This window comes from Shewanella mangrovi (assembly GCF_000753795.1).
Taxonomy (GTDB): Bacteria; Pseudomonadota; Gammaproteobacteria; order Enterobacterales; family Shewanellaceae; genus Shewanella; species Shewanella mangrovi.
Map to the genome: position 1 here is coordinate 19397 of NZ_JPEO01000001.1, position 12590 is coordinate 31986.

The following is a 12590-nucleotide window of genomic DNA, read 5'->3' on the forward strand; positions in this document are numbered from 1 at the left end:
TCCGAACGATGCCGCTATTGCTGGCACTTACAATAGCGGGTTGTAGTCTGGAAAAACTGACCACTTATCAGCTGGTGGCGCCGGAAAAATCGCCGGTACTGACAGCGAAGGGGTATGCGCCGATAAAATCTCAACCAGGGCCTTCAAGCGATCAGAAGTTCGTGCAAGCCATGGAAGCTTCGCGCATGGATGCTTACCGGCGGCTGGCTGAACAGCTCTATGGTCAGCAGTTGCGTTCTTATACCCGGCTTGAAGGTGAAACTGTTGGCCGTAAGAGTATGGAAGTCAAAGTGCAAGGCGTGGTACGCGGGGCGAAAGTCACACATCAGCGAGTGGAAGGTGAGTTTTATACGACTGAGGTCAGCCTTGATACCGCGACACTTGCAACCTTAGGTAGTGTGGAAAGTAAGCCATTGGAGTCGGAGCACAAATGGTGGTTTTAAAACGTTTGTGTTGGTGTTTACTGTTGCCATTACCCGTGTTTGCTGCCTGGTATCAAGGGCAGGGAATTGCGCCTGTATTGAATGGTGATGAGGAGCAAGCATTAGAACAGGCGACGCGTGCTGCACTGCGTGATGCGATTCTTAATGCTGGTGGCTCGGTGACCTTGATGCAGGAAGTTAAAGACGAATCGGTCAGCAGTCGTATTTTTCAGGTTCGCAGTAGTGGCCACATCAATCAGATCCAGAAACTCCAAGAATATAGTCAGGATAATCGGGTCTCGGTGACGCTGAAAGCCGATATTTGGAGCGATGGTGCTATTTGTGAAAATCAGCATCTCACTTCTAAGTCGCTGGTGATGGTGCCTTTTATCCTCGCGGATAAGGCGCATGCTCGTTATGGCGGTTTGGATGAGTTTGCTGACGAGCTAACCCATCGCCTATTCAGTGAATTTGATAAAGCGAAGGCAGATTTCCTTGCTAAAACCTTACTGGATGCCCCCATCGGGATCGATCCAGATCGTATGTCGGATGAAGATAAACGCCAGTTGCAGTATCTCTCTGAGCAAAGCAAAACCCAATATATCGTGATGGGCAAAATTAACGATCTGTCCATCGGCAAACTTGAAGGTGGCTTGCTTAGTAGTGATCAGCTAGTCAGGGAGTTTGGCATCGCCTTATATCTTATTGATGGTGTGTCTGGGCTTCCCATTATTAAAAAGGATTACCACAGCCGCACGGTGTGGCCATTTGCCTTCAACGAAACGCTCAGCAGTCGCAGTGACCAACTCTGGCTATCCGATTATGGCCTTGAAATTAAGCGGGTTATGCGAGAAGCCGTGGACGACTTAAGTGCACTTTTAGTATGCGCCAGACCAAAATCACGGATTATTCGAGTCGGCGCCAATACGGTTGAAGTGGCCATAGGCGCCCGCCAAGGGATCAAGACAGGGGATATTTTTAAGCTGCAATATCAGTTTAACTATTTCGACGAGCAAGGGGTGAAATACGCCAACTATAGTGATGAGGCCGTTGAGTTTGAGGTCGTCAAAGTTTATCCGGATCACAGCCAGCTACTGCCGGTGAATAGTGAAATGCCTCTGGGTATTCAGATCCGGGATATTGTGCAGCTAGATAGTTTTTGGGAGTAAGTTAGCCAATGGAAATCTCGAATGCGCTAGGCTCGTTATGGAATTCGCTCCCGTCCTTCAATACAGAAAGTGATAGTAGCAGCGGCATTTCCTCCTCAATCGACACTATGTTTGGTTCAGCCGTGCAGCAGGCGATGGATAATGTATCGACAGAGACTAATAGTGCCAGCGCACAGGGTGATAGTGACGATAGTTCTGCCGCATTTTCGCTATTCAGTGACAGCCTTGCATCAGAGCTGATGAATGCGTTCTACCAGGCAAAAATCAGCAGCAGTATTACGGGAGATGCGGATAATACTGTTGATGATTCCGAAGCATCAGCAACTACAAGTAGCGGGACAGTGTCAGCTGCGGCAACTGATAGTGGTAGTGAGTTAAAAGCATTTGCTGAAGGTAACGATTTTTCAATGTGGGATGCGCTTGATGTCATTAATCCGTTGCAACATATCCCGCTGCTGAACTACTACTACCGAGATTTGACTGGGGATGACATAGGTTATGTAGCGAATGTCACTGGCGGCACTTTGTTTGGTGGCGCCTTAGGCGCGTTAGGATCTCTTGCTGAAATAGGTTTTACTCGAGTGGCCGGAGAAACGCCGCTCGATTTTGTCACTCATCAAGTGGAAAACCTCGAGAGCGATGAGCTATCGGCGGGCAAGTAGATAACTGCGGGGCCAATATAGCGATAGCCAACGCCGTAAATTGACTCAATATTTTCTTGGTCAGGCAGCATGGTATTAAGCTTTTTCCGCAACTTTTTTATATGGCTATCGATAGTTCGCTCTGACACCACACGAAAATCGCCGTAACTGGAGCTCATCAGTTGATTGCGTGAGTATATTCTGCCGGGGTTTTTCACCAGAGTATGCAGCATGGCAAATTCGATTTTGGTTAGCTCAACTTGAGTTTGTTGCCAGACAATCCGGTATCGAGCATGATCAATTGTCAGTTGCTGTGGAAGATGGCGCTGCGGCCATTCTCCGTGACTTCTTCGTAGTAGCGCTTGCGATTTGGCCACCACTTCTCGTGGGCTAAAGGGTTTACAAACATAATCGTCAGCACCACAACCCAGCCCCTTAAGACGCGCCTCTTCGTCGGATAACGCACTGAGTATCATGATCGGCACGCTAGAAACACTGCGAATTTCGGCACAGATACTATATCCATCCTGGCCGGGCAGATTGACATCCAATAGCAGTAAATCGTAATTGGCTTGCTGAAAGCTGCCAACGGCTAAATCCCCGTGCGCAACATGTGTGATGAGCATGTTTGCCGCCTGAAAATAGTCGATTAGCAATGCTGCTATTCGATATTCGTCTTCCACGACCAGAACGTGATACGGCATCTCAATAGCCTAAGTATGGCAGACTGATGGTGACACCTAAGCCTCCCAAGCTCGATTGGCTGAAATTAACCGAGCCATTGAGCTGCTGCACCATTTGCTTGACGCCCCATAATCCCAGTCCTTTTCCATCTTGGGTATGGGTAGCGGAATGTGTTCTGAAATGAGCACGAGCCAATAAGGGCAGTTCGTGTAAACTGACCCCCGGGCTGCTGTCTTGCCAAATGAGTTCACATTGACCTGTATCGTCGGCACGCTTGAGCTGTATATCGATAGTGCCGGGACTTTTCGTGTATTTGATACTGTTACTGAGCAGGTTTTGCATGATGCGCTTTAGTGGCGTGATATCAGCATCGACCCAAAGATGAGGTTGAATATGCATTCGCAAAGTGAGTCCGGTTTGAGTCGCGACACGATAAAATTGTGACTGTTGGCGTGAGATAAAACCAGACAGCGAAATAGGGTGTTGTTGCCGAGTCTCTTCATTGGACGGTTCGAATGTGTTCAGTAAGGTGTTCATCTGGTCAAGTTCACCCAGCATTGAACTTATGACAGCAGGAGTCCATTGATGAATACCATCTTGCAGTGCCTCTAATTCACCTTTCAACACCGTCAGAGGTAATTTCAAATCATGCAGTAGCATCTGACGCAGCGCATTCTCTGCCGCAATGATGGTGGCGCTTTCTCGATATCCGCTTGGGAAATGAGGGACGACTGCTGCAACAAATGCGGGAGATCTGTTCATATGGCCAAATTCAGTTAATAAAGGTGTGGCAGACCAATAAGCTTTGGCACTACAGCCATACATTAACTAAATGGTAGCGGGCACAGGGCGCAATGCAATTCAGGAAAAGTTAGTTTGTGTAAAGAATGTGTAAGTTTGAAGAAATTGAGTAACACATTGATACATGTGTTTTTTTTTGGAGAGTGTGTAATCTAATTTGTAGCCCCTGATCGGGGAAAGCATCGGAATCTCAGACAGGTGTTACCTGAAAGGAAGGGATTATTTGCTGTTCTGTTTTACTGCTTGTTTACGGTTTTTTTGCAGATACAAGTGATAGTAGTTTTGCATGCCGTAGATCATAGTGTGTCTCCTTAATTGTTAGATTAGCAAGTGGCAACGTTTGAGGTTGCGAATGCTGGTACTGTTACATTTTTCGCACTTACCGTTGGCTTGTTTTCAGCTTTTGCAGCAATAGTTGCATTTGCTTTAACCGCCTTACGATTAGGGCGTTCGTAGTACATGTAGTAGAAGTTTTGTACTCCGTATACCATGTCGTTTCTCCTTTCTGTAAGTTAATTTCTTTTGATGGTGTAATTATAGGCATATACGTGAACTCACGCAATGTTTTTCTGTAAAAAAATTACATAACGGTAATTTTTTAATAACTTATTGTTTTTAAATGATATTTATTCATTTTTGATAGGTGATTCCACATTTTACACGATTTTTTGCTTTTATTTTTTGTCCTAAAGCTACATAAATTGCCTAAAAAACGAGCTTAATCTGTATTTTTGTAATTGTATTACATATAGGGTGAGTTTGGATTTACTCACTACTGCACTTCCTTGATTAACATTGGTTGACAAATAATAAGTTAACCTTATCATTCTTCGCTCACACCGTTATTGAGAGACCGAGATATGGCACAACAGTCAGTAGGCTACCTGATGGTAGATATTTTGCGGTTGCTGCGGCGGGAATTTCAGACTCATGAGTTGGCAACTGACATTGGCATCACACTGGCTCAAGCACGGGCTTTAAAGTGTGTCGCTATGCATCCAGGTATACGGCAAGTTGAAGTGGCTGAACTGATGGAAATAAAGCCAATGAGTTTAGTGCCAGTACTCGATCATCTGGTAGCGCTCTCTCTGTTGGAACGCCGTAAAGACCCTAATGACCGTCGCGCTCATGGTCTATTTATTACCGAGAAAGGCAATGGCCAGCTTATCGAAATAAAAGCCATCGTTGACGATATCTGGGATGCTGCAGCTTCAGGCCTTGCCGAGACTGATATCGCCATTTTTAAACATGTGCTTGAGACCCTCCACTCTAATCTTTCATTAAAAAAATAGCTTTTATGAATCAACACACAGAGAAAGCGCTTAACACCAGCGCAAATGGCAAGCCAAAATTGCGTGTAAAACGCCTGTTATTGCTAGTGGTGCTACCTATATTGATTGTCGCTGCTGCTATTGTTGTCTACCTGATGGGCGGCCGTTATGTCGAAACCGACAATGCCTATGTAAAAGCGGATATGTCGCTGATTGGTGCCGATATTGCTGGCACTGTGGTGCAAGTAGCGGTCAAAGATAACCAACATGTCGAGGCGGGGCAGTTGTTGTTTAAAGTCGATGCTCAGCCTTATCAGATTGCCCTCGCGCAAGCGCAAGCAAATTTAAACGACACGGTTAGTTTGTTAAAAGCGCTAAAAGCTAACTATTACGCTAAACAAGCCAGCATTGCCGCGGCGCAGAATGAATTGGCGTATTTGCAGCGTGAGCAGCAACGCAAACAAGATTTGTTGAAGCAACATTATGTATCGGAATCTGACTATGATGCTGCGCGCCAAGATACGGTGCAGGAGAAGATGCAGATCAGCACCTTGATGGCAGAGCTAAAGCTGGCTGAAGAGGGCTTGGGCGGAGATGTTAATCAGCCTATTGAACAAAATCCTAAATATCTTAAGGCCAAGGCGTCACTAGCAAAGGCAGAGTATGATCTCAGCCGCGTAACTGTGGTGTCACCAACTTCTGGTGTTGTTACCCATGTTATTGAATTGGGCGAGTATCTTGCTCCCGGTAAGAGTGCTTTGATGTTGGTTGCTGATAAGTCTTTATGGGTTGAAGCTAACTTTACCGAAAAAGATCTGACGCATGTGAATGTTGGTCAACCTGTTGAAATTCATGTGGACTACCAGCCAGATCTCGTCTGGCATGGTGAAGTGGCAAGTATGAGTCCAGCAACTGGCTCTGAGTTTGCGGTAATTCCAGCACAAAATGCCACAGGAAACTGGGTGAAGGTGGCGCAACGTTTACCCATTCGTATTCATATCGATGACAATCCGCACGCCCCCCGATTGCGAGCAGGTTTGAGTGCCGACGTGACCATTGATACAGGTCATCGACGTTCGCTCCATTGGTGATGACGCATGGCTGAAGTGACACATGCTGGAGCGGCGAAAGTGAAACATCGCGGCTTTATTACCTTGTCGGTCATGTTAGCGACCATTATGCAGGCGTTGGACACTACCATTGCCAATGTGGCGCTTCCTCATATGCAGGGGGCAATGGGGGCGACCCAAGATCAGATCTCTTGGGTATTAACTTCTTATATTGTCTCTGCTGCGATCAGCATGCCGTTGACCGGGTTTATTGCCGCGCGTATTGGTCGTAAAAAGCTGTTTATCTGGTCGGTGATTGGCTTTACGCTGGCATCGATTCTTTGTGGTGCTGCACAGTCGTTAGAGCAAATTGTATTGTTCCGTCTGCTACAAGGGGTCTTCGGTGCCAGTTTGGTGCCGCTATCGCAATCCATTCTGCTAGACAGCTATCCAACGGAACAACACGGCTCGGCCATGGCCATGTGGGGTGTTGGCGTCATGGTGGGCCCCATCCTCGGACCTTCGCTCGGTGGCTGGTTGACTGAATATTACAACTGGCGTTGGGTGTTTTACATCAATGTCCCTTTTGGACTTATGGCGTGGATGGGGATTGCGGCATTTGTGCAGGAAACCCCAATAGATAGACAGCGCAAGTTCGATGTGTTCGGTTTTACCTTATTGGCCATTGCGATCGGCGGATTGCAGCTATTTTTGGATCGCGGCGAGTCACAAAATTGGTTTGATGCGATGGAGATTGTCATTGAAGCTGCCGTCGCCGCGCTAGCGATGTATATGTTCCTTGTTCATACCATGACAGCCAAACATCCTTTTCTTGAACCGCAGATGTTTAAAGACCGAAATTTTGTTATCGGGCTATTGTTTGTGTTTCTTATTGGCGTGATTTTATTGGCAACCATGGCACTGTTACCGCCATTTTTGCAAAGTTTGATGGGCTATCCGGTAATTGATGTTGGCTTACTGCTAACGCCGCGAGGCTTTGGCACCATGGCGGGGATGATGCTGGTGGGGAAACTCGCATCCAAAGTTGATGTGCGTTACTTAATTGTCGCCGGACTGATATTGATGATTTTCTCGTTGTGGGAAATGACATTGTTCTCTGTCGACGTGTCTAAGTGGGAAATTATTCATACAGGCATTGTGCAAGGATTTGGGATGGGCTTAGTGTTTGTGCCGTTATCTACCTTAACCTTCTCGACGTTACCTGCGCAGTACCGCAACGAAGCAACCGCGCTTTATAGCCTGCTGCGCAATATTGGTAGCAGTATTGGCATTTCTGCTGTCACCACGTTCTTATCGCACCGACTACAAATCAACCATCAAGTGTTTTCTGAGTATATCCAACCTTTTAGTCGGCCTTTGCAGGAGGCTGTGAGTCGAGGCGCGTTAAGTTTGGATAGCGTGACAGGACTCGCCAACGTGAATGCCCAAGTGAGCTTTCAAGCCAGCGTATTGGGCTATCTGCAGGATTTTAGAATGATGATGTTCTTATGTGTGTTGATGTTGGTGATGATCGTGTTGCTGCGAAAGCCTCCTGAGCGCAGAATATCCGCGTCGTAAGGCGGTTGATGACGAAAGCGTTGGTGCCGCCTTACAGGTGAAAACACAACATGGAAAGTAGTACATCATGGATCAGGTTTCATTGCAGTTGACTGAGGACGGTTCGCACACGCTATATAATGCCGAGTTAGATGAAACATATCATTCCAATCGTGGTGCGCTGGCGGAGGCGCGCTACGTCTTTATTGAATCCGGCTTCGCAGTAGTGCTGCCGCACATTACACAGCAACTCAATATTCTGGAAGTGGGCTTTGGCGCAGGGCTAAACGCATTAATGACCTTAGGCTATTTAGATGAGCTGACGGCACAGAGGGCTGGTGATATTCCGCAAGTGCATTATGTGTCACTAGAGCCGTTTCCCATCACCGCGCAACTCGCGCAGCAGCTCAATTACCCCGCGTTGTTACCTACACGCTACTTCAGTTTGTTTGATGCGATTCACCAAGCGGCTTGGAATACACAGGTTCGGCTGAGTCAGCAGTTTGCTATAGAAAAACGTGTGGTTGCTCTTGAGCAATTTGAGGGATGTCCAGCATCATTCGACCTCATTTACTTTGACGCATTTGCACCAAGCAAACAGCCCGACGTCTGGAGCTTAGCGAATTTCCAAAAATGTTTCGCCTTATTAAAGCCTGATGGCATGTTGGTATCTTATTGTGCTAATGGGCAGTTTAAACGCCATTTAAAAGCTGCAGGGTTTAGCGTGAGGGCACATCCAGGAGCGTTAGGAAAGCGTGAAATGACCAGAGCTTGGAAATAAAGGCGTTTTGAAAAAGCGCTTTGAAATGAGACATTTTGTCTACATCTATTTGAACAAGTTCACATAATGTAAGCAATTAACTCAGAATAAAATGACAGAGATGGACAAACGAATGTAGCGATTTATTATTGTCGTCGGGCTCATTTTTATCGTGGGGGCGATTTAAATGATTTGCCCACCTCTGTCGAAACTTCAGCAGATCACTATTTAATTGTTAATCTTTGCCTAGCATGTGATCTGCTGCTTTTCCCTTCCTTGTTTTTCCTTGTGATTTAGCGACCGTCCTGCCGCTAACAACTTTCTTCCTGAATAAAAGACGACCTAAGTGAACCTAGAATTAGCGCAATATTGTATTTTTAGGCACATTTTCTATCGTTGGGGGCGATAACAAGGTGTTCAGCCCACCCAAGTCGAAACTTACTTGGTAGCGACAGCATGCTGTTTACTACCTATGGTCTGCAGCGTCCCGCTACTGACCTTGAATAAAAATGACAAGATTAAACCTAGAGAAGCGCGAATTTGGGGAGCACACTTTCATCTATCGTTGGGGGCGATAACACAAGGTTCAGTTCAATCTTGCCTAAATCGTTAGCTCACACCGACATCAAACGTTTTAACGATGACATCAATGCAGCAAAGCCTTTTTCTTTAATATCAGTGTCTGCTTCAGCCGACCAAACGAATAGCGTCTTAGTTGGTAATCCATATCGACGAGCAACGTCAAAATGTAATTTGCCATGGGAGAGATCGCTCATTGCTTTAGCTTTAATGCCTGCATCAATCATACGTTCCTCCTGCTATTGACCCTGAAAATAAAATCTATGATGCTTAATCTACATCCCACTGGCTGATGCCCAAGTGCTGAAGCTCGCTCCAACACTGTCGACAGTCTGTCAAGAATACGAAGAAACGTTTCATTCTTTCCTCCTCGTCGTAGTGGTCTACTACTTTGGTTATATGTAAGAACTGTGCCAATTTTTTATTGGAATATTTTTTCAATAAAAACAGTGGGTAAGTGAAATTAGGTAGAAATCGATTAAATTCGATAGGATCCATCGGTGTGCACGTTGAACCAAAATGGTGCGTGTGGATGCACTGCTTCGGAAGAAAGTTACAATGCGATACGGCATAGAGGTGTAGCGAAGATGCTATTACTGAATCAAGGCTGAATTTGGGTGATAAACTAAAAGGAAGCAATCATTCATTAGTTGTGAGTTAATTTCCTCAAGATATACTGAGGGTTAGTTCATCGCGAATATTAAATAAGACAAGGAGGCGATGTGATGCCGATTTCTAAAAAACTGCTAGCAACTGTCGTAGTCGCAACAATGGCCGCCGGTTGTACCACGGTAAATCCCTACACTAAAGAAGAGCAGACTGCGAAGTCATCAACCGGAGCGCTGATTGGCGCTGTGGCCGGTGCGGCTATTGGTGTGGCAACGTCAAGTAAACATGATCGTGGTAAAGGGGCATTGATAGGTGCGGCATCTGGTGCAGCTGTTGGTGGCGGTATTGGTTATTACATGGATGTGCAAGAGGCAAAATTACGCCAACAGCTTGATGCAACCGGCGTGGGGGTGACTCGCAATGGTGACACTATCGTGCTCAATATGCCCAATGAGCTGACATTTGGCGTAGATAGTTCAAATTTGAGCAACCGTGCTATGTCAGTGTTAGATAGCGTGGTGCTGGTGGTTAATGAATATAGTAAAACCCAGCTCAATGTTATTGGGCATACGGACAGTACCGGTAGCGCTTCTTATAACATGCGTCTATCTCAGGTACGTGCCTCTGCTGTGGGAAGTTACCTCATCAGTAAAGGTGTTGCAGGCCAACGTGTGGTCACTCAAGGTGCCGGCGAGAACCAGCCGATTGCATCAAACGACACCGCTCAGGGACGTGCTCAGAATCGCCGTGTAGAAATTATTCTGACGCCGTTACCTCAGTAATCCTTTCAAATAAGGAGCTGCTGCAGGATATGATCAAAATCGAAGGCGTGGCGGTCAGTCACGATTGTCAGGGAAATAGTGTCCAGCTGCGTGCGTTGACCTACGGAGCGGGCAGTTTGGATGTCGCGTTATCTGTTGATCAACACAATGTGAGTGTTTATTTCCCCAACGTCATCGGTTGTCGATTATTGGATCAAAGCGACTTAGCAGAGTTCTGGACCGTTTGTAGCCTGTCCAATGGTTGGTTATTCCAGATCTCTGCTGGTGGCTGGTTTGAGCAGGAAAGCTCACGCAGTGGCTTTATGTCTTCAGTGCATCAGCAACCCAATGAATACCTTATGGTGACAGAACATGAATGTGTTTCTGTACTCATGAGCAAAGGGGCACCAATAGTCGCCAGAATGGCTTAACTCGCTTCGTCAAACCTCGCGTTGATAAGTTTGCAGATAGCATCTAACGCTTGTTCTGCTTCTGGTCCATCGGCACTGAGTGTGATGGTTTTCCCCATCCCCGTTTCCAGCATCAGTAGGCCGAGTACGCTGGCAGCTGAGGCCTTTTTATTCCCCTGAATGATAGTGACGTTGGCATCAAAAGCATTGGCTAATACGGCAAGTTTGGTGGCGGCGCGCGCATGCAATCCTAATTTATTGATGATCTCAATTTCGCGTTCAACTTTTGCCACTTTGTAGCTCCCGGTGTTTTGCTTGGACTCGGTGTTTTCCGGTATTAAAGCGTCGTGCAAGTTGTTCGGCAACATACACGGAACGATGTTGCCCACCAGTACAACCGATCGCAATGGTTAAGTAGCTACGATTATTACGCTCGAGATGTGGTAACCAAGTTTCGAACAAGTTCTCAATCTGCCAGATGAGCTTGTTCACCAGCGGCTGACGAGAAAGAAACTGTTGTACGGGTTCGTCGAGACCGGTATAGGGGCGTAGGTTCACTTCCCAGTGAGGGTTAGGCAGAAACCTGACATCAAAGATAAAGTCGGCTTCTGCGGGCAGGCCATGCTTAAACCCGAACGATTCAAAGTTGATCACCAGCTCTTTGGATGAGGTGCCGAGTAAAATCTCGCGCACCATATCACTAAGTTCATAAATATTGGCTGATGATGTATCGATATAATGATCCATCAGCTGTGAAATCGGTTCTAGCAGCTCGCCTTCTTCTTCGATGGCTTCTTTGAGTGATTTGTGTTGTTTCGACAGGGGGTGTAAACGGCGGGTTTCGCTGTAGCGCTTAATGAGCACCTTATCTGAAGCATTGAGAAAAAAGCTGATAACTTCGGTATTTTCGGGGAGTTTAGCTAACTGGCTTTCTAATAGCTTGTCTTGGTTGGGCAGGTTGCGTACGTCAACGCTAATCGCTACCAGTTCGTTACTACCCCGCAAATTCAACAACAAGTCGCCAATCATCTGCAGAGGCAGATTATCAACGCAATAGTAACCCAGATCTTCCAATACTCTCAGGGCGACAGATTTTCCTGAGCCTGAGCGACCTGAGACTATTGCCAACTTCATGCCGTTATCACCTGATACAGCTCCTGCTCATCTGCGGCTTTACGCAACTGTTTGAGCACTTGCTTATCACTCAGCTTCTCTGCCATGGCAGAGAGTGTACTGAGATGTTGCTGGCACTGATCAGCGGGCACAATCAGCGCAAATAGGATATCAACTGGCTGATTATCAATAGCGTCAAAGGCGATAGCCTCTTCACACTTAATCAGCACAGCAACGGGTGTGTCGATATCAGGTAAACGCCCGTGAGGGATCGCAATACCGTTACCGATACCTGTACTGCCCATACGTTCCCGCGCCAACAGACTTTCAAAAATGGCTTGGGAGGATAGGTTGGGATACTGGGCTGCTGCGAGATCGCTGATGAGCTCCAGTACCTTTTTCTTACTGCCCGGAGTGGCACAGGTGGTACATTCCGGCCGCAGGATGGTACTAAGTTCCATCGTTAATATTTTGTCAGCTTTTCTTTGTGTTTAATGACCTGACGATCCAGTTTATCAATCAGGATGTCAATGGCGGCGTACATGTCGTCATGTTGAGAGGTCGCAAAAACTTCGCCGCCTGAAAGGTTTAGCTTGGCTTCTGCTATCTGTAGTGCTTTTTCAACAGTCAGAACAATGTGGACATTATTGATCTGTTCGAAATGACGTTCAAGTTTGGCAAATTTACTATCAACGTAATGACGCAGAGAATCGGTTATCTCGAGATGTTTTCCGGCAAGATTAATTTGCATAGATGACTCCTCT

17 protein-coding genes are annotated in these 12590 nt (G+C 46.4%); 9 read left to right on the forward strand and 8 right to left on the reverse strand.

Features of this window, described 5'->3' with window-relative positions; genetic code table 11:
• The first annotated feature begins 17 nt into the window (after nucleotides 1-17).
• Genes HR45_RS00090 through HR45_RS00100 form a run of 3 tightly spaced genes read left to right on the forward strand, consistent with a single transcriptional unit; the run spans nucleotide 18 to nucleotide 2253 of the window.
• Nucleotides 18-443, forward strand: a complete 426-nt coding sequence (locus tag HR45_RS00090) for an LPP20 family lipoprotein (protein ID WP_162180633.1) — start codon at nucleotides 18-20, stop codon at nucleotides 441-443.
• Nucleotides 431-1591 (forward strand): flagellar assembly protein T N-terminal domain-containing protein, encoded by a 1161-nt coding sequence (locus tag HR45_RS00095; protein ID WP_037438513.1) that lies wholly within the window; start codon nucleotides 431-433, stop codon nucleotides 1589-1591. Before HR45_RS00090 ends, HR45_RS00095 begins: the two co-directional genes overlap by 13 nt.
• Before the next feature lie 8 nt (nucleotides 1592-1599).
• A complete protein-coding gene (locus HR45_RS00100; protein WP_156103972.1) occupies nucleotides 1600-2253 on the forward strand; it encodes a hypothetical protein in 654 nt (217 codons plus the stop codon).
• On the opposite strand, the gene HR45_RS00105 is transcribed toward HR45_RS00100, so the two are convergent.
• The 3 genes from HR45_RS00105 to HR45_RS19315 all read right to left on the reverse strand — a co-directional run bounded on the left by HR45_RS00105 (nucleotide 2208) and on the right by HR45_RS19315 (nucleotide 4208).
• Nucleotides 2208-2936 (reverse strand): response regulator, encoded by a 729-nt coding sequence (locus HR45_RS00105; protein WP_063355083.1) that lies wholly within the window; start codon nucleotides 2934-2936, stop codon nucleotides 2208-2210. The two genes, HR45_RS00100 and HR45_RS00105, sit on opposite strands and share 46 nt — an antisense overlap.
• A 1-nt stretch (nucleotide 2937) precedes the next feature.
• The gene (locus tag HR45_RS00110; protein ID WP_162180634.1) at nucleotides 2938-3678 is read right to left on the reverse strand and encodes a sensor histidine kinase; all 741 of its coding nucleotides are present in this window, start codon (nucleotides 3676-3678) and stop codon (nucleotides 2938-2940) included.
• Between the two features lie 362 nt (nucleotides 3679-4040).
• Nucleotides 4041-4208: a hypothetical protein gene (locus tag HR45_RS19315; RefSeq protein ID WP_156103973.1), complete on the reverse strand. Its 168-nt coding sequence runs from the start codon at nucleotides 4206-4208 to the stop codon at nucleotides 4041-4043.
• 369 nt (nucleotides 4209-4577) lie between these two features.
• On the opposite strand from HR45_RS19315, the gene HR45_RS00115 reads away from it, so the two are divergent.
• The 4 genes from HR45_RS00115 (at nucleotide 4578) to mnmC2 (ending at nucleotide 8375) form a co-directional block, all read left to right on the forward strand.
• Nucleotides 4578-5009: a MarR family winged helix-turn-helix transcriptional regulator gene (locus HR45_RS00115; protein ID WP_037438520.1), complete on the forward strand. Its 432-nt coding sequence runs from the start codon at nucleotides 4578-4580 to the stop codon at nucleotides 5007-5009.
• A gap of 5 nt (nucleotides 5010-5014) precedes the next feature.
• A complete protein-coding gene (locus tag HR45_RS00120; RefSeq protein WP_037438522.1) occupies nucleotides 5015-6079 on the forward strand; it encodes an HlyD family secretion protein in 1065 nt (354 codons plus the stop codon).
• A 6-nt stretch (nucleotides 6080-6085) separates the two neighbouring features.
• Complete coding sequence (locus HR45_RS00125) at nucleotides 6086-7615, forward strand: DHA2 family efflux MFS transporter permease subunit (protein ID WP_052074390.1); 1530 nt, start codon at nucleotides 6086-6088, stop codon at nucleotides 7613-7615.
• A gap of 67 nt (nucleotides 7616-7682) precedes the next feature.
• Nucleotides 7683-8375 (forward strand): tRNA (5-methylaminomethyl-2-thiouridine)(34)-methyltransferase MnmC2, encoded by a 693-nt coding sequence (mnmC2, locus tag HR45_RS00130; RefSeq protein ID WP_037438524.1) that lies wholly within the window; start codon nucleotides 7683-7685, stop codon nucleotides 8373-8375.
• Nucleotides 8376-8968: 593 nt separating this feature from the next.
• On the opposite strand, the gene HR45_RS00135 is transcribed toward mnmC2, so the two are convergent.
• On the reverse strand, nucleotides 8969-9160 hold the full coding sequence (locus HR45_RS00135; RefSeq protein ID WP_037438526.1) for a hypothetical protein: 192 nt from the start codon (nucleotides 9158-9160) through the stop codon (nucleotides 8969-8971).
• A gap of 498 nt (nucleotides 9161-9658) precedes the next feature.
• Here HR45_RS00135 and HR45_RS00140 point away from each other — a divergent pair, with 498 nt between their 5' ends.
• Together HR45_RS00140 and HR45_RS00145 are read left to right on the forward strand one after the other, a co-directional pair.
• On the forward strand, nucleotides 9659-10324 hold the full coding sequence (locus HR45_RS00140) for a YiaD family glycine zipper/OmpA-like lipoprotein (RefSeq protein ID WP_037438528.1): 666 nt from the start codon (nucleotides 9659-9661) through the stop codon (nucleotides 10322-10324).
• 29 nt (nucleotides 10325-10353) lie between these two features.
• Complete coding sequence (locus HR45_RS00145) at nucleotides 10354-10734, forward strand: hypothetical protein (protein WP_052074391.1); 381 nt, start codon at nucleotides 10354-10356, stop codon at nucleotides 10732-10734.
• Here the strand turns inward: HR45_RS00145 and HR45_RS00150 are convergent.
• Genes HR45_RS00150 through hpf form a run of 4 tightly spaced genes read right to left on the reverse strand, consistent with a single transcriptional unit; the run spans nucleotide 10731 to nucleotide 12577 of the window.
• A complete protein-coding gene (locus tag HR45_RS00150; RefSeq protein ID WP_037438530.1) occupies nucleotides 10731-11006 on the reverse strand; it encodes an HPr family phosphocarrier protein in 276 nt (91 codons plus the stop codon). The genes HR45_RS00145 and HR45_RS00150 overlap by 4 nt on opposite strands.
• Nucleotides 10993-11847: an RNase adapter RapZ gene (gene rapZ / locus HR45_RS00155; RefSeq protein WP_037438531.1), complete on the reverse strand. Its 855-nt coding sequence runs from the start codon at nucleotides 11845-11847 to the stop codon at nucleotides 10993-10995. The genes HR45_RS00150 and rapZ overlap by 14 nt, the downstream gene beginning before the upstream one ends.
• A complete protein-coding gene (ptsN, locus tag HR45_RS00160) occupies nucleotides 11844-12287 on the reverse strand; it encodes a PTS IIA-like nitrogen regulatory protein PtsN (RefSeq protein WP_037438533.1) in 444 nt (147 codons plus the stop codon). The genes rapZ and ptsN overlap by 4 nt, the downstream gene beginning before the upstream one ends.
• Before the next feature lie 2 nt (nucleotides 12288-12289).
• Nucleotides 12290-12577: a ribosome hibernation promoting factor gene (hpf, locus tag HR45_RS00165; protein WP_037438535.1), complete on the reverse strand. Its 288-nt coding sequence runs from the start codon at nucleotides 12575-12577 to the stop codon at nucleotides 12290-12292.
• Nucleotides 12578-12590: the final 13 nt, after the last annotated feature.